Raw genomic sequence first — 14,816 nt, forward strand, 5'->3', positions numbered from 1 at the left:
CTCAGGCGATCGAAACCAGTCCCAGGGCGTGGCCGATCAAGGCATCGAGATCGTCGTCCCCGCTTTGCTGCCGCAAGGTATCCAGACGCCCGTCGACGGCCAGGGCCGCAAGACCATGCACAATACCCCAACGCGCGGCGAAGCGAGGCGCCTCCTGCGCGGAGGCCATATCGGCATCTTGCGCGCCGAGAAACGCGAAAGCCTCCCCTGACGTCTCTTTCAGGCGCGGGCGCGACCAGTCCAGCGCATCGCTACGGAACATGAGGTTGAACAGCGCCGGATGGGTCAGGGCAAAACGCATATAGGCTCTTCCCCTGCCTTGCACATCACTCCCTGCCGAATGCATTGCCTTTCCCAACGCGGCGAACCCGTCTGCCGCCAGTTCGGACAGCAATCCAGCCAGATTACCGAAATGCGGGTCGCCTGCCGTCGCTGAAACACCCGCCCGTCGCGCAATCGCGCGCAATTTCAGACTTGCGATGCCCTCGCCTTGCAACATCACATGCGCCGCGTCGAGCATGGCGCGTGGCAGGTCGCGAGATGAGGGCAATCCGGACGAGCGAGGCATTCGTACAACTCCAACTTACATTGCAAGTTTCCACTTGCAGCGAATGTATCGCTCCGCCAAACTTACGGTGTAAGTTTTAGGTGACAACATGCTGAACCGTCAAATACTGCTATCCGCCCTCTCCGAATTCGGTGCGCTGGCTCTCGTCTGGCTAATGGGACCCCACATGTCACCCCACCTTGCATTCGCGGCAACCGTCGGCGTGATAATGGTCAGTGCATGGCGCCGTCGCCGCGACGGCAGGACGCGCGCCTGGTGGACGATCAACGGGTTGGCGCTCTCATTGGCTTTGCTCCCCCTGCTGACGGACAAAATCGTTCAATCTTTTTATCAGGCTGCGTTGGCCAATATCCTCTGTGCCGGTGCCTTCGCATTCGGCGCTTCAGGTCCGCGCAGTCTGCTTCAGGAGTTTGCCGAAGCGCGGCAGGGTTTCAGCTTCGATCCGGGACGGACGGATATTTCGCATTTCCTGCGTCTGTATACCCTCGCCTGGACGGCATTCTTCGTCTTGCGCGCCAGTATCTGGGTACTTTGTGGTGGCCATGATGGCGCAGCGACTTTCCTTCAATTGGCCATGCCGCTTTCATTTGCCCTGATGCTGCTGCTGAGCTTCAAGGGCGCGTGGGTGTTTCGCATCATGCAACGCGTAGGACTTATTTCGTGATAAACCAGTCAGAACAACGAACTTCGATATGCTGATCGCCGTTCCTTAGGAAATCGCACCGCGCTACGCGACGTGTCTGACGAAAAAACTGCCGCACACATCTCGTCTCCATAAGGCCGTGTACGCGCGATCATGCCTTCGGGGGATAAGCGTGCTTCATGCCGCAGTTTCATGCCGTCACCGTGGTCAGTCTCTTCGCCGCGACCCTGTCGATGGTGAGTTACGTGCCACAGGCCTGGGACATCATCAGGTCCCGCAATACGGACGGAATTTCTGTAAAAACATATATCGTGACCGTCGCGGGTTTCGTGGCATGGCTGACCTACGGCGCGCTGATCCGGCAATGGGCCATCATTGGCCAGAACATCATCTGTCTCGGATTGTCGAGCTTCATCCTGGCGATGAAGCTCCTGCCCCAGCAGAAGAAGGAAGCCGTCGCCGAAACATTGACACCACCGTTCGTCGACGACACCGGGCCATCGGATCGAAAGGCACCGTCTTCCTGAATTGTCGCGTCGCCACACGTCTGGCCAAGGCGATCCCGCGAAACTATATCGGCCCCAGCCGTGCCGCACGACGACCGCACGACCGCCGGAAGGCCGGGCCTCGCCCGAACGCCACGTACCAGCAGGAGGGGAAGCGCGCCATGACCGACATGATGATCGCAAGTGAGATCGCGACCTTGCGCGAAACCGTGCAGCAATGGAAGCGCGACCGCCTGCGCGTGGGCTTCGTGCCCACGATGGGCGCCTTGCATGAAGGCCATATCAGCCTCGTCCGTCAGGCATTGCAGGCCTGCGATCGTGTTATTGTCTCGATCTTCGTCAATCCGACCCAGTTCAACGACCCGACCGACCTCGCCGCCTATCCGCGCACGGAACATGCAGACGGCCGGCTGTTGCACGCAGCCGGCGCACACATGCTCTACACCCCGGACGCGGCGTCGATGTATCCGTCCGGTTTCAGCACGACGGTTCACGTCAGCGGCCTGTCGGAAGGGCTGTGCGGTGCATTCCGGCCCGGGCATTTTGACGGCATGGCGACCGTCGTCACCAAACTTCTGATACAGACGCAGGCGGATTGCGCCTTTTTCGGCGAAAAGGATTTCCAGCAGTTACAGATTGTCCGCCGGCTGGTCACTGATCTGGATATCCCGACCGAGATCGTTCCCTGCGCCACATGGCGTGAAGCGGACGATCTTGCAATGTCCTCCCGCAATCGCCGCCTTACCGCGCAGGGGCGCGAAACAGCCGCGCGATTGCCAGCGGCCATGCGGACGGCGGCAGCGGCGCTCGCAGGCGGAAGCGCCGTCGGCACCGTTCTGGCCACGTTGCGCGCGACCCTCGAGCAGGCGGGATTCGAGCCGGTGGAGTATGCCGAACTGCGAGAGGCTGCCGATCTTCAACCCCAGGGCATCGTGACGGATGGCTGCCGCCTTCTGGTCGCGGCCTGGATCGATGGCGTCCGTCTGATCGACAATATGCCGGTCAGCCTGCGTTAGGCCGCCAACCGCCACGGCGCCAGAGGATATCGGTCTTGCCGTCATCGTTCGCATGACGGGCAAGCACGAACAGATAGTCCGACAGCCGGTTGAGAAATCGCACCGCCGATGCCAGGGAGGGATCGTGCAGCCCCACCACGCGCCGCTCGGCGCGCCGGGCCACCGTTCGCGCCAGATGCGCCCACGCGGCGCCCGTCGTGCCACCCGGCAGGACGAAGCTCGTCAGCGCCGCCTGACGATGGCGCAGGGTCTCCGTCTCCGCCTCCAGCCAGGCCGTCGCCTCATCGGGCAGGCTGGGTGTCCGACCGCTACCCGGAAGACAAAGGTCCGCGCCCAGATCGAACAACGCGTCCTGTAGACGAGGAATTGCCGTAACATCCGGCAGGGCGACACGCAACAGACCCAGCATGGCGTTGAGTTCGTCGACATCGCCGATGGCCTCGATACGCGCGGAATCCTTCGCAACCCGCGTGCCGTCGCCAAGCGATGTCTCGCCGCCATCCCCGCCGCGTGTCGTCACGCGATCGATCCGGACGTTCATCGCGGGTCAGCGATGACGATGCCGCACGGTGCGCCGCGTCGGCGCGATCGCCTCGGCCGTCGCAACGTGCCCGGCGATCATCTTCTGTGCCGAACCGGCAAGGGTCTTTAGATCCCCGTCTTTCGTGGTCGCGATTTCCTGCGCCAGCGACCGATCCAACGATACATGACCCGATTTGATATGCGTGAGGAAAGCGCTGTCGAATCGCGTGCCATACAGCTTGCCCAGACGGTCGATCATTTCCTGGTCCTCCCGCATCGGGCTGGCCGTCAGGGTGATGTCGTGCGGGCTGACGAGCTTGCCGAGCGCCGTGCGATCATCGGTATGGTCTTTCACCACCGTGGCGGCCAGGGCGCGGACGTCGTTACGGCCCGCATGCGTCGCCGCGAGATTGCCGAGCGCGATATCGACCAGATCGGCTTCGTTCAGCGTCTGCACGAACGATGCATCGGCCGTGTCCAGCGGCGCGGCCTTGGAAAGCGGCGGCAGCGGCGGGGCGGGCGGCGGTCCGGGATTACAGGCCGCCAGAGCCAGCAGCGGCAGGGCCGAGAGGGCGAGAAGACGATGACGCATCATAAGCGGCGAACACTCCTTCAGAAGGAAACAGGGACCGTCGGACTTGCAGCGACTGCGAAACCGGCGTTCGGTTAAGACTGTAAATGACCCTGCCCACGCCGGAGTTGCAATGGCCGACCTGAGCTTACCGTTCCGATGGCAACGCGCCGCCATCGCCTTCGCCGCGCTCTCCGCCGGTCTCGGCGTGGCGATTGCGGCCCTGAACGCCCATTTACCCGAACGTTTCCTGGTCCAGAACGGGCGCGAGATGGCCCAACGCGCGATCGACATGCAGATGTGGCACAGTCTGGCGCTCCTGATCCTGGGCCTGTGGGGCGCGCCCTTCGTTCGCGGCATCGCCGCGGGATTCGCGGCAGGCATCGTGCTTTTCTGCGTGCCCGTCTATTGCCTGGCGTTTCGCGGACCGGACATCGCCTTTCTCGCACCATGGGGCGGCACGACGATCATCGTATCCTGGCTGGCCCTCGCCTTCGTCGCGCTGCGTTACGCGCGGCGGCGATAGGCCCGCCATGCCACGATCCCCAGCGTCTGAAGGATCAGGGCCACGACGAAACAGACCCCGACGATGCCGACGAGGATCAGCTGCTCCCGCGCCATGCCGCTTTCCAGCCCGAAGATATGATAGAGCGACTGCCAGGCCGACGTTCCGACGATCGCCTGCATGCCACGACCGACCGGCGGCACGACGCGCACACTCGCCGCCAGCAGCAATGTCAGGATCACCAGCGTCAGGGTCCGCAACAGCGTCGTCTTGACGCTGACGTCAGCCGAGGCCATCTGAGATGCCGCATCGTTTGTTTTCGGCGTGGATTTCATCAAACCCCCGAGTTGTCACGTAATTTAACCGACAAGCGCCGCGTGCTGCGGTAGCTTTTCCAGCAACGCCCATGCAAGGCGTGATAATCATCCTGTCCTGCCCGATCAATCGCGGCGCAGGGCCAAGAAGGCATTGTTTTATGACGCTTCGTTCATTCGTCCTTGCGGCCGCTCTGCTCGCCGCTCCCGTCACCGCCATGGCCGCACCCGACGCCCCATCGGCCAATGCACCCGCCGGCCCGGCGACCGCCAGCACGAAAGTGCCGGCTCACGTGCCGCCGCCGCATCTGGACGCGGGACAGAACATCGCTCCGGCCCAGAATGTCTATCCGGACGTCGCCCTGGCCAAAAAGCAGGTGCAGGAGGCATTCCGCACCGCACAGAACTCCCATCGGAAAGTTCTGCTGGATTTCGGCGGCAACTGGTGCCCCGACTGCCGGATGCTGGCGGGCGTTTTCGCCGTGCCGGAGGTGAGCGAATGGCTCGAATCCAATTTCGTGGTGGTGCCGGTCAATGTCGGTCGCATCAACGAGAACCTCGATCTGGCGCAGCAATACGGCGTGACGATCCACGAAGTCCCGACGGTGCTGATCGTCACGCCTGACGGCAAGCTGCTGAACGCCGACGGCGCCAATACGCTCGGCAATGCCCGGGCGATGTCGCCGCAATCGGTGATCGACCTGATCGAAAGCTGGAACCAGCGTGGGTGAAAGCCAGGCGACTTTAGCATCGACGATCCGCCCGGATGAATTCAATGTCCGGGTCGTGGATTCCTGGCTGTCCGCCCTGCCGCATGATGGCGAAAAACTGCTTCTGTCGGACGACGACCGGCAGGCGTTGAGCCGGATCGCCGTGCCCGTTTCGCTCCCGGCGGCGGACATGCCGATCTATCATGAGCGGGACGCCGCGCAGGACGTGTTCCTGCTGATGAGCGGCCTGGTCCGCACGGCGCGAACCCTGGCCAGTGGGCGACGCCAGATCATCGCATTCCATTGGCCTGGCGACGTGTTCGGCCTGTCGGAGCACGGCGCCTATGTCAGTGACGCCGAGACGGTCGCGCCCACGCGCCTCGCCCGGCTGCCGATGCGCTATCTCGACGGCGCCTTCCTGCAACATCCGGCATTGCAGGGACTGTTTCTGGTCAAGACGCTGAACGACCTGCGCGAGACGCAGCACGAACTCGTCACCAAAAGCCAGAGCGACCTCCCCACCCGCCTCGCCTTCTTCCTGTTGCAATGTGTCGAGCACCCGGAATGCTACGATGCCGCCACGCAGGTCGTGTCCCTGCCGATCGCACGCGCCGATCTTGCGGATTACCTTGCCGCCGCCCCGGAATCCGTCAGCCGCGCGTTTGCGCAGCTTGAACAGCGGCGGCTGATCCGGCGGATCTCCCCGCAGAAAATCGCGCTGGACATGACGCGCATCGCACCCTTCTGCACGCTGGCGGACCGATAAGCCGCATTGCGCCCATCCTGCTTCCCATCGTATGCGCAAGGAACATTCCGAAAGCGAAGGTTTCTTTGATGAGCGATACGACGAGCGCCGGACGCGAACTTTCCTGGCGCGGCGTCATCCTGGGCGCGTTGATCACCCTGGTCTTCACCGCGTCCAACATCTATCTCGGCCTGAAAATCGGGCTGACCTTCGCTTCCTCCATCCCGGCCACCGTCATCTCGATGACTGTGCTGCGCGCCCTGGGCGGCGCCACGATCCTCGAGAACAACATGGTGCAGACCCAGGCCTCCGCCGCCGGGACGCTCAGCTGCGTCTTCGCGGCGGTTCCCGCCCTGCTGATGGTCGGATACTGGAGCAGTTTCCCCTATTGGCAGACGATGCTCATATCCTGTGCGGGCGGCATGACAGGTGTTCTGTTCACCATCCCGTTGCGCCGTGCGCTCGTCACGCAGAGCGACCTGCCCTATCCGGAAGGCGTTGCCTGCGCGGAAATCCTTCATGCCTCGTCCCCCGAGGGGGACAGGGAATCGGTCAGGGCATTGGCCACGGGCGGTATCGTCGCCGCCATCTTCACCTTCCTCAGCGGCGGTCTGCGCCTCTTTTCCGATGGCGTCGGGGCGACCCTTACCGCCGGCAGCGCGATCTTCCGCATTCATGGCGGCTATTCCCTGGCCCTGCTCGCCACGGGCTACCTTGTCGGAATCGGCGGCGGCATCGCCATGTTGCTGGGTGTCCTCATCGGTTGGGGCGTGGCCGTGCCATGGCTGACCGTGACGAACGGCAATCCGGAGCATCTCGCCCCGGCCGCGCTGGCGACGGGCCTGTGGCTGCATAAGGTTCGTTTTCTTGGCGCCGGGACCATCGCCGTTGCTGCCGTCTGGACACTGCTGGCGCTCATGCGGCCCGTGATGTGCGGCCTGTCCGAGGCACTTTCCGTCCGGACACGCGCCTTGGGCAACGATCTCGACCGCGACCTGCCGCCGACCATCATCCTCGGCCTCGGGGCCATCCTCGTCATCGTGCTGGGTATCCTGTTCACCTCCTTTCTCTGGCCTGCCGTGCCGCATGGTGCGGGCCTGATGGCGGCCGTGGCGCTCGGCCTCGTGGCCTGCGTCGCACTCGGTTTCCTCGTGGCGGCGGCGTGCGGCTACATGGCGGGCATCGTCGGGTCGTCGTCCTCCCCTATCTCGGGCATCAGCATCATCGCCGTCGTCCTGCTCAGCCTTGCCATCCTGGGCATGGAAAGCCTGAATCTTTTGCCCGCCGCCTTTTCAGCGGATCAGCAGAAGACCGCCATCGCCTTCGCACTCTTCGTTCTGACGGCGCTGACGGCATCCGCCGCCATTTCCAACGACAACCTACAGGACCTGAAAACCGGCCAGATGGTCGGTGCATCGCCCTGGCGCCAGGAGGTCGGGCTGTTGATCGGCTGCGTCGTGGGGGCGGTCGTGATCCCGCCGGTGCTGAACGTCCTTTATCAGGCCTATGGCTTCGTCGGGTCCATGCCCCATCCGGGCATGGACCCGGCACGCGCTCTGGCGGCGCCGCAGCCCGCATTGATGGCGGCTCTGGCGCAGGGAATTCTGCTGCATCGGCTGGACTGGGAGATGATCCTGATCGGGGCGGGTCTCGGCGTCGCGCTGATCCTGCTCGACCAGCTTCTGCGTCTGCGGCGGCTGGCGCTGCCGCCACTGGCGGTCGGCATGGGCATCTATCTGCCGTCGGACGTGTCGGTGACGATCGGCATCGGCGCCGTGCTGAGCTATCTCGTCCTGCGCACGGTGCGAAACCCGAAGGGCGAGAACAGCACGGGCACGATGATCGCCTCCGGTTTCATCGTGGGCGAGAGCCTGACGGGCGTCGTGCTGGCGGCCGTCAGCGGCGCAACGGGCGGCAGCGATGCATTGGCCCTGCCCGTGCCGGAGAGCTGGGCAACCGCCATTGGCGGGGCCGGTTTCGTTGCTGTCGCGGCCTGGTTCGCCTATCGTATTCGCGCGGCGGCAAACTAGGTCCGTCATTGCTGTGGAATTACAGAAGCGCGCGTGGCAAACGGGGAACCCTGCCGATCGGTGTGCAAGCGCCCGGACCGGATGCAAACTGCCCGTGGAACAATGACGAAAGATCCCATGACGCCTAACTCGAGCAATCCTGCGCCCGCAACCAAAGCAGCCTTCCGCGACGCGATGAGCCTGCTGGGCGCGCCTGTCGTTGTGGTGACGACGGATGGTCCTGCCGGACGTCACGGCCTTACCGTCTCGGCCATCTGCAGTGTCAGCGATACGCCACCCACGGTTCTGGTTTGCCTCAACCGGACAAACCGCTCCCACGAAGCTTTCCTTGCAAACCGCACGATCGGCATCAGCATCCTGGCCGCCCATCATGACGACATCGCATCCGCCTTTGCTGGCGGCACGCCGGGAACGGATCGCTTCGATCATGGCGTCTGGCGTCCTGCGCCGCATGGCGCGCCGCTGCTTGAGGGCGCGCTGATCGGCCTCGACTGTACGCTGGACGTCATCCAGAGCTCCGGCAGTCATGACGTGCTGTTCTGTCGTGTGGAAAACATTTTCCAGCACCCGGACCGTACGGAGAGCCGGGCTTCCGGCCCGCTCCATGCCCTGGCGTGGTTCGCGCGGCGGTTCCATATGCTTCCCCTCGCCCATCCAGCCTCGAAAACCGATACGAAGTAGTCGCATTCCGGAGCGCCACATTGCCGAAGGACAGGCGGGTTCGCAAGCATGGTGTCCCGGCGCGGGACGCAAGGGAAAAATCCTCGCAGTCCGTCGTCTGCCGCGCCTTGTGTCGTGATACCGCTCGCCGGGGCGATGCATGCCGGGCGTTAGCAGGATCCTCAGACAAACCGTCCACGCAGGAATCCCAACGCAGGTAGCGGCCGCCATGCACGCGGCAATTCAGCGCGCCTGATACTGCGGACCGAGTAACGGGGCAGTGGCTGCTGCTCGCCGATCAGGAATTGCGTGTAGGCCCGCACCTGCTGGGCGCGCCAATCACGGTCGGCCTCCGCCGCGCTCTGGCTGGCATGGACATCCGCAATGCGTGACTGCCGTCCCTGCTGGGCGATGACCGCCCAGAGCGTATCGACATTCGGCAAAGGGGGACGAAAGGCAATGATCTGGTTCACGCGAAGACAACTCCCCGGCAAGCGAATAGCGCCCCATGCAGCGCATTCGAAAGGGAACGCACGGCCCGGCCATGCTTTTCATCGACAGTGCCGACAGGACACGCACTTTTTTCCTATCGGATCACGGGCAGGCTGCCGGATCAAGTCGCCAGACCGTGCAAACTTGCCGAGTGCTTCGCCTGATTGTAAGCCGTTGCAAGACGGCACGATATGTCCATCCACTGTCCTATCACTCGCGAGGTTTCCATGCTGCGCCTTCTTGTCATCGTGCTATTTCTGGTCGTGCTGATTACTTTCGCGCTCAGCAACCCGGATCCGGAATCCTTGTGGGTCGTGTCCTATGGCTGGCAACTGTCGATCGGCGTCCTGACGCTGGGCGTGGGCGTTGCGAGTTTCCTGATCGGCGCGTTCGTCATGTGGATCGGCGAACTCCGACAGCGCAGCCGCGCCCGACGCGCCGAGAGCCAGGTCCGCAAGCTTGAATCCCAACTGATCGACCTGCATCAGCAGCTCGGCCGTTATACGGCGGCAACACCAGCCACGGCGACCGAGACACCTGCCGCCTACCCTGCCGCCACGCCTGGAATCTGAGCCCATGGCAGCAACCCGGCTGATCGTCGCGCTTGACACGCAGGACATGACGCAGGCGCGACAATGGGCAACGCAGCTCGACGGCCATGTCGATGCGATCAAGCTGGGTATGGAATTTACCTATGCGCAAGGGCTGGATGCGATCCGTCAAATAGCGGACGGCCGCACCCTGTTCCTCGATCTCAAGCTGCATGACATCCCTAATACGGTCGCCAAGGGGCTGACAAGTCTCGCGCCGTTGCAGCCGGCCATGCTGACCATCCATGCATCGGGTGGCCGGGAGATGATCCGCGCGGCGCGTGAGGCGGTCGATGCGGCCTATCCGGCTGATCGTCGGCCGCTCATTCTGGCCGTTACGGTCCTGACGAGCATGGACGCTGCGGCATTGCACGATATCGGAATCGACCGAACGCCGCAGGAGCAGGTCGTGCGTCTCGGACAACTGGCGATCGAGGCCGGGGCGGACGGGCTCGTTTGTTCCGCGCAGGAGATTGCACCTTTGCGGAACGCCTTGGGCAGGCGCCCGGTGCTGGTCGTGCCGGGCATTCGACCGGCCGGTAGCGCCTCGGACGACCAGAAGCGCATCATGACGCCCGCCCAGGCCGCCCGAGCTGGCGCGGACTGGATTGTGGTGGGGCGACCGATTACACGCTCGCCCGACCCGACCGCCGCCGCTTCCGCCATCCAGGCCGAACTGGCTGACGCCTGAAGAGAGCCGGCCATGACCATAGGCGTGAAAATCTGCGGGCTGACGGAAGAAAACGGGCTTCATGCCGCCATTGACTCTGGCGCGGACTGGATCGGCTTTGTGTTCTTTCCACGTTCGCCGCGCTTCGTTTCCATACGCCGCGCCACGGAACTGGTGCAAAAGATACCGGCAGGCGGGCCGGCGCGTGTCGGCCTGTTCGTCAAGGCCTCCGACGATGACATCGCCAGCGTCCTGACCGATGTCGAACTCGATGTGCTCCAGATTTACGACACACCGCAACGCGCCGAGGCCATTCGCCGCCGTTTCGGCCTACCGGTCTGGCAGGCCTGCGGGATCACCAGATCGGAAGATCTCCCACAGGCAACCGTCCTCGATGGTTTCGTGATCGAAGCACGTGCGGGCTCGCAGGCGACCAGACCTGGCGGTAATGGCCAGACTTTCGACTGGCGTTTGACGCGAGACTGGCCAGCCCCCGCGACGTGGCTGCTGGCCGGGGGTCTGACACCCGCAAACGTGGGGACCGCCATCGCGCAAAGTGGCGCACAGGCGGTGGATGTTTCGTCCGGGGTTGAAGCAAGCCTTGGCGTAAAGGATCCCGCGCTGATCCGAAAGTTCATTCAGGCTGCAAGAGGCTCTTGCCTTCCTGCCGGAAATTGATATGGTCCGCCCGCTCGCTGGAGAGATGGCCGAGCGGCTTAAGGCGCACGCTTGGAAAGCGTGTGTACGTTAATAGCGTACCGTGGGTTCGAATCCCACTCTCTCCGCCAGTTAATCCATTGAAAAATCACGGAAATCATTCTCACTAAAAGTGAGAGCGGGATTTCTCCAAAACTCTTCTCCAAAATGGAGAAACAGAATGCTTCTCTATCTGGTGGCGGTCATGGATTGGCACACGCGCAAGGTGCTGTCCTGGCGTCTGTCGAACACAATGGATGCGAAGTTCTACGTCGACGCACGCCGGGATGCGCTGGTGCGCTAGCCACCCCGCAGATTTTCAACATGGGCCAGGGTTCACAATTCACGACACCCCGGTTCACCGAGGTCCTGGAACGACGACATCCGCCGTGAGGCTCCTCGAGGCCTTGCCCGACAAGCCTCGCCATGTCGTCTGCGACAGGGGCTCGCGGCCGGTCATCCCGCCGAAACGCAACGAGTCACCCATCGCCTGTCCAAAATGGACGTATCGTCATCGCCCTCTGGCCGAGAACCTGTGGGCGCGTCTCAAAAAATGGAGAGCCGTCGCCACCCGATACGAGAAGACCGCAACATCCTTCCTCTCTGTGATCTGCATCACAGCCGCCGCAGATCATATCAAGACCTAACAGGCGCTAGAAATGAACCTGGGCCTTCAGGTAGATGTAGCGGCCAGCATAGTCATACATCCCGGGAGACGTGTTGTAATCGCCATTGGCATAGAAATTCGGGTCTCGTCCACCGATGTTCTTTACGCCGGCCGTTACGTTATAGCGACTGCCGTGGTAGGTCGCGAAGACATCATGATACCAGGCCTGATTCGTCTTCCACCACAGCGACAGACCGGGACCGTAAGCGGTATTCGGGTAATAATTAAAGCCGTCGATGAAGCGAATCATATAGGTAAAGCTCCACGGACCGTGCGTAAACGTCGCCGTTCCATTCGCCACCCATTTCGGCGGACCAGCGTCTGTCCCCAGATAGCTGATGAGAGGTTCACCATCCTGGCTTTGTTCTTTGTAGGACATGACGTCCTGAATATCGGCACCGAAGGACAGCGCATTTTCATAGCCGAGCGGTTGCACATACGATGCGTTTATATCCATCCCATCCTCGATGAACGCGCCGGTGTTGGTATGCAGGCGCGCAACCGGATTGAGCTGGCCGTTGATGTCGCGGCCGTTGAGAATTGAACAATAGCTGCTCGACAGGTTCACGCTTTCGTAACAGCCATTCAGTTCCGTCGGCAGCGATGGATAGCCAATTGTTTCGGTAATATGCGTATGAAAATAATCTATCGAAGCCGTGAAGCCGGGTAGCCAGCGCGGTGTCAGGATGGTGCCAATCGTATAGGTGCGGGACAGTTCAGGTTGAAGCTCAGGATTACCGCCCGTGGCGTATTTGAGCGAACCATTGGTCTGCTTGAAATTATTGGGATCGACCCCCTGCTTGCGGCAATTGGCTGCAATCGTAGGCTGTACTGCCGTATCGAACGTCGAGAGATAGGCACAGGGATCGCGCGTGCTTGTCAGGCTGACGACACGAGCGCGATAAAGGTCCTGGATCGTTGGTGCACGGAAGCCCGTGGAAATATTGGCACGAAAACTGATATCCTGCGTCGGCGCATAAATCAGACCGGCGTGCCAGTTATAGGTTTGTCCGAAAGTATTGTAATTCGAGAACCGGCCCGAGACCTCCGCCGAGAGGGCCTTGGCAGCCGGCAGATCCTTGAGCAGCGGAATGCTGGTTTCCCCGAATACCTCGGTGACGTTGTAACCGCCGCCCGTATCACCGCGCGCCAGATTGGAATTCAGTCCCGCCATATCCTCCGGCGACGCGTGGAAATAGCCGTCGAGGCTCCGGTGCTCGACACCAAGTGCGATGCCCAACGGACCATAGGGTAACTTGGCAAGATGTTTGTTCGCGACCGTGAACTGCACATCGCGCAGTTCTTGCCCCGAGGGTTCGACATCCGTGAAGCCAATATAATTCCGCGCCTGTTGAGACATGGCGCCATTATTCACGAACGGATTCCATGATGCACAACCTGCGACGCTGGCACAGAGACCGGGATCGTAATAACCCGCCGTCGAGCCGGCGCCGCCTGTCTGATGGAAGCCAAGCGCATTCTCCATATTACGCCAGTTGACGTCTTCGCTCTCGGAGTAATGATTGACGGTCTTGCCGTAGGAATAAAAGAAGTCATACGTCCAGCCGCCCGTATGCGGCAGAAGGCCCCGTGCACCACCTGTAAACTGGAAGGTGTTTATATTTTCGTAATCGTAACGACGACCAAGCTGAAACATCCGGTTATAGAGTGCCACGTCCTCGCCGAAAGGATTGCCCGGCTCGCCCGAAGGCACGACCATGGCCCCGGAATTGCCGTTCACAGTCGAGACTGGCGTGGCAATATACATGGGCGTGCCATAGGCCTGGCTTTGCGTATGGCTGTAATTCGCTGTCATGTAGAGCTGGAGATAACGGTTGACCTCATAATGACCGTTCGCCGCCAGTGTGCCGACCTGCTGTTCGGAAATGATCTGATTATCCTGAGAGTAATCGTAATTATCATTCCAGCTATAGGGGCTGTAGCTGCCATCGCCATTGGAGATTACGGAATGAGGCACGCCGTCGCTTGCACCGGCAAGTGGCCTGCCGCCGTTGAGTGCAGCGTAAACGGGACGCGGCCCATACTGGGAGCCGAAATATTGTGCGTCGCCGGGCGGGTTGTTGACCTTGGCCTCCTGCATCGCCCACTTTCTGGCATCCGCTGCCATGGGCGCCTGGTAATTGTAGGAGCCGGCAATCGTAAAATTGCCCTTATCGTGGTCGAAGTTGAAGCCATGGGCGATTGTCACCGCCGCAGTCTGATCGTCACCATACTCACTGATGCCGCCGTTGGCGGTCACTGTCGTGCCCGTAAAATTCTTCTTGAGGATGATATTGACCACGCCTGCGATGGCATCCGAACCGTAGGTCGTGGATGAGCCATCCTTGAGAATTTCGATCCGATCGATCATCGCGGGGACGATCGAGTTCATGTCGGGACAATCCGCCGCGCCGTTTCCGTTCACCATGCGATGTCCATCGAGCAGCACCAGGGTACGCGCCGTGCCAAGGCTGCGAATATTGAGGCAGGATCCACCATTATTACTATAGGTATTTCCCGAGAAGCCCATGGACGGGATATGCGCGAAGATATCGCCCGTCGTCATCGACGAGGATTGCTGGATCTGGTCTGCCGTGATGACCGTCACGGGCTGGATTTCGGCGGTCTCCTTCGCACCGAGATGGGTGCCAACCACCGTGATGGTCTCGCTGCGATCCGCTGTCGAGGTGCTCGATTTCGTCGTGCTTTTTGCACTGTTCCTGATCGCCTGCCCGGTCGTCGTGCCGGGAAGTGAGATGATCTGCGCGCGGGCGGTGACCGTCCAGCCTGCGGCGAGTGGCAAGGCAAGCGCAAGTACCGAGATCCGACGTATTGTCCCATTGTCCCGTTGCATAAACGAAGCTCCTTCCGCATGCACCCGACGTTCCGATATAGGAACGTTGCCTTAGAA

Annotated in this window: 17 protein-coding genes, 1 tRNA gene and 2 pseudogenes; 14 read left to right on the top strand and 6 right to left on the bottom strand. The window is 61.8% G+C overall.

The window, feature by feature from the left end; genetic code table 11:
- Position 1: 1 nt before the first annotated feature.
- Entirely contained in the window at positions 2–568 is a 567-nt protein-coding gene (locus tag A0U93_RS06725) for a TetR/AcrR family transcriptional regulator (protein ID WP_077806656.1), read from the bottom strand.
- Positions 569–656: 88 nt separating this feature from the next.
- Between A0U93_RS06725 and A0U93_RS06730 the strand changes: the two genes are divergently transcribed.
- The 3 genes from A0U93_RS06730 to panC all read left to right on the top strand — a co-directional run bounded on the left by A0U93_RS06730 (position 657) and on the right by panC (position 2,733).
- On the top strand, positions 657–1,232 hold the full coding sequence (locus A0U93_RS06730) for a hypothetical protein (protein ID WP_077806657.1): 576 nt from the start codon (positions 657–659) through the stop codon (positions 1,230–1,232).
- A gap of 158 nt (positions 1,233–1,390) precedes the next feature.
- Positions 1,391–1,738, top strand: a complete 348-nt coding sequence (locus A0U93_RS06735) for a SemiSWEET family sugar transporter (RefSeq protein WP_077806658.1) — start codon at positions 1,391–1,393, stop codon at positions 1,736–1,738.
- Positions 1,739–1,878: 140 nt separating this feature from the next.
- On the top strand, positions 1,879–2,733 hold the full coding sequence (gene panC / locus A0U93_RS06740) for a pantoate--beta-alanine ligase (RefSeq protein ID WP_306345243.1): 855 nt from the start codon (positions 1,879–1,881) through the stop codon (positions 2,731–2,733).
- Here the strand turns inward: panC and A0U93_RS06745 are convergent.
- Positions 2,720–3,274 (bottom strand): cob(I)yrinic acid a,c-diamide adenosyltransferase, encoded by a 555-nt coding sequence (locus A0U93_RS06745; protein ID WP_077806659.1) that lies wholly within the window; start codon positions 3,272–3,274, stop codon positions 2,720–2,722. The genes panC and A0U93_RS06745 overlap by 14 nt on opposite strands.
- A 6-nt stretch (positions 3,275–3,280) precedes the next feature.
- Positions 3,281–3,850 (bottom strand): DUF4142 domain-containing protein, encoded by a 570-nt coding sequence (locus A0U93_RS06750; RefSeq protein WP_077806660.1) that lies wholly within the window; start codon positions 3,848–3,850, stop codon positions 3,281–3,283.
- 109 nt (positions 3,851–3,959) lie between these two features.
- Between A0U93_RS06750 and A0U93_RS06755 the strand changes: the two genes are divergently transcribed.
- Positions 3,960–4,352 (top strand): DUF423 domain-containing protein, encoded by a 393-nt coding sequence (locus tag A0U93_RS06755; RefSeq protein WP_077806661.1) that lies wholly within the window; start codon positions 3,960–3,962, stop codon positions 4,350–4,352.
- Here the strand turns inward: A0U93_RS06755 and A0U93_RS06760 are convergent.
- Positions 4,334–4,627, bottom strand: a complete 294-nt coding sequence (locus A0U93_RS06760; RefSeq protein WP_077806662.1) for a hypothetical protein — start codon at positions 4,625–4,627, stop codon at positions 4,334–4,336. The genes A0U93_RS06755 and A0U93_RS06760 overlap by 19 nt on opposite strands.
- Positions 4,628–4,806: 179 nt before the next feature.
- Between A0U93_RS06760 and A0U93_RS06765 the strand changes: the two genes are divergently transcribed.
- The 4 genes from A0U93_RS06765 (at position 4,807) to A0U93_RS06780 (ending at position 8,811) form a co-directional block, all read left to right on the top strand.
- Complete coding sequence (locus A0U93_RS06765; RefSeq protein ID WP_245825138.1) at positions 4,807–5,376, top strand: thioredoxin family protein; 570 nt, start codon at positions 4,807–4,809, stop codon at positions 5,374–5,376.
- Complete coding sequence (locus A0U93_RS06770; protein WP_077806663.1) at positions 5,369–6,121, top strand: Crp/Fnr family transcriptional regulator; 753 nt, start codon at positions 5,369–5,371, stop codon at positions 6,119–6,121. Before A0U93_RS06765 ends, A0U93_RS06770 begins: the two co-directional genes overlap by 8 nt.
- Positions 6,122–6,189: 68 nt before the next feature.
- Positions 6,190–8,130, top strand: a complete 1,941-nt coding sequence (locus tag A0U93_RS06775) for an OPT family oligopeptide transporter (protein WP_077806664.1) — start codon at positions 6,190–6,192, stop codon at positions 8,128–8,130.
- 117 nt (positions 8,131–8,247) lie between these two features.
- Entirely contained in the window at positions 8,248–8,811 is a 564-nt protein-coding gene (locus A0U93_RS06780; protein ID WP_174807220.1) for a flavin reductase, read from the top strand.
- A 161-nt stretch (positions 8,812–8,972) separates the two neighbouring features.
- Here A0U93_RS06780 and A0U93_RS06785 read toward each other — a convergent pair whose 3' ends face one another.
- Positions 8,973–9,263 (bottom strand): hypothetical protein, encoded by a 291-nt coding sequence (locus A0U93_RS06785; RefSeq protein ID WP_077806666.1) that lies wholly within the window; start codon positions 9,261–9,263, stop codon positions 8,973–8,975.
- Positions 9,264–9,509: 246 nt separating this feature from the next.
- Here A0U93_RS06785 and A0U93_RS06790 point away from each other — a divergent pair, with 246 nt between their 5' ends.
- The 6 genes and pseudogenes from A0U93_RS06790 to A0U93_RS06815 form a co-directional block, all read left to right on the top strand.
- Positions 9,510–9,854: a LapA family protein gene (locus tag A0U93_RS06790; protein ID WP_077806667.1), complete on the top strand. Its 345-nt coding sequence runs from the start codon at positions 9,510–9,512 to the stop codon at positions 9,852–9,854.
- A gap of 4 nt (positions 9,855–9,858) precedes the next feature.
- Positions 9,859–10,563, top strand: a complete 705-nt coding sequence (gene pyrF / locus A0U93_RS06795) for an orotidine-5'-phosphate decarboxylase (protein ID WP_077806668.1) — start codon at positions 9,859–9,861, stop codon at positions 10,561–10,563.
- Positions 10,564–10,575: 12 nt separating this feature from the next.
- A complete protein-coding gene (locus A0U93_RS06800) occupies positions 10,576–11,220 on the top strand; it encodes a phosphoribosylanthranilate isomerase (RefSeq protein WP_077806669.1) in 645 nt (214 codons plus the stop codon).
- 19 nt (positions 11,221–11,239) lie between these two features.
- Positions 11,240–11,330, top strand: a tRNA-Ser gene (locus A0U93_RS06805).
- 86 nt (positions 11,331–11,416) lie between these two features.
- Positions 11,417–11,610 (top strand): annotated as a pseudogene (locus A0U93_RS06810) (DDE-type integrase/transposase/recombinase); the annotation flags it as partial.
- Between the two features lie 14 nt (positions 11,611–11,624).
- Positions 11,625–11,885, top strand: a pseudogene (locus A0U93_RS06815) (transposase); the annotation flags it as partial.
- Positions 11,886–11,891: 6 nt separating this feature from the next.
- On the opposite strand, the gene A0U93_RS06820 reads toward A0U93_RS06815, so the two are convergent.
- The gene (locus A0U93_RS06820; protein ID WP_077806670.1) at positions 11,892–14,759 is read right to left on the bottom strand and encodes a TonB-dependent receptor domain-containing protein; all 2,868 of its coding nucleotides are present in this window, start codon (positions 14,757–14,759) and stop codon (positions 11,892–11,894) included.
- Between the last annotated feature and the right edge of the window lie 57 nt (positions 14,760–14,816).

The organism is Neoasaia chiangmaiensis, from assembly GCF_002005465.1.
In the GTDB taxonomy this organism is placed as follows: Bacteria; Pseudomonadota; Alphaproteobacteria; order Acetobacterales; family Acetobacteraceae; genus Neoasaia; species Neoasaia chiangmaiensis.

Excerpts from the sequence above, each read along its gene's own strand:
- A0U93_RS06725 (WP_077806656.1), bottom strand. The coding sequence starts at position 568 with ATGCCTCGCTCGTCCGGATTGCCCTCATCTCGCGACCTGCCACGCGCC.
- A0U93_RS06730 (WP_077806657.1), top strand. The coding sequence starts at position 657 with ATGCTGAACCGTCAAATACTGCTATCCGCCCTCTCCGAATTCGGTGCG.
- A0U93_RS06735 (WP_077806658.1), top strand. The coding sequence starts at position 1,391 with ATGCCGCAGTTTCATGCCGTCACCGTGGTCAGTCTCTTCGCCGCGACC.
- panC (WP_306345243.1), top strand. The coding sequence starts at position 1,879 with ATGACCGACATGATGATCGCAAGTGAGATCGCGACCTTGCGCGAAACC.
- A0U93_RS06745 (WP_077806659.1), bottom strand. The coding sequence starts at position 3,274 with ATGAACGTCCGGATCGATCGCGTGACGACACGCGGCGGGGATGGCGGC.
- A0U93_RS06750 (WP_077806660.1), bottom strand. The coding sequence starts at position 3,850 with ATGATGCGTCATCGTCTTCTCGCCCTCTCGGCCCTGCCGCTGCTGGCT.
- A0U93_RS06755 (WP_077806661.1), top strand. The coding sequence starts at position 3,960 with ATGGCCGACCTGAGCTTACCGTTCCGATGGCAACGCGCCGCCATCGCC.
- A0U93_RS06760 (WP_077806662.1), bottom strand. The coding sequence starts at position 4,627 with ATGGCCTCGGCTGACGTCAGCGTCAAGACGACGCTGTTGCGGACCCTG.
- A0U93_RS06765 (WP_245825138.1), top strand. The coding sequence starts at position 4,807 with ATGACGCTTCGTTCATTCGTCCTTGCGGCCGCTCTGCTCGCCGCTCCC.
- A0U93_RS06775 (WP_077806664.1), top strand. The coding sequence starts at position 6,190 with ATGAGCGATACGACGAGCGCCGGACGCGAACTTTCCTGGCGCGGCGTC.
- A0U93_RS06780 (WP_174807220.1), top strand. The coding sequence starts at position 8,248 with ATGACGCCTAACTCGAGCAATCCTGCGCCCGCAACCAAAGCAGCCTTC.
- A0U93_RS06790 (WP_077806667.1), top strand. The coding sequence starts at position 9,510 with ATGCTGCGCCTTCTTGTCATCGTGCTATTTCTGGTCGTGCTGATTACT.
- pyrF (WP_077806668.1), top strand. The coding sequence starts at position 9,859 with ATGGCAGCAACCCGGCTGATCGTCGCGCTTGACACGCAGGACATGACG.
- A0U93_RS06800 (WP_077806669.1), top strand. The coding sequence starts at position 10,576 with ATGACCATAGGCGTGAAAATCTGCGGGCTGACGGAAGAAAACGGGCTT.
- A0U93_RS06820 (WP_077806670.1), bottom strand. The coding sequence starts at position 14,759 with ATGCAACGGGACAATGGGACAATACGTCGGATCTCGGTACTTGCGCTT.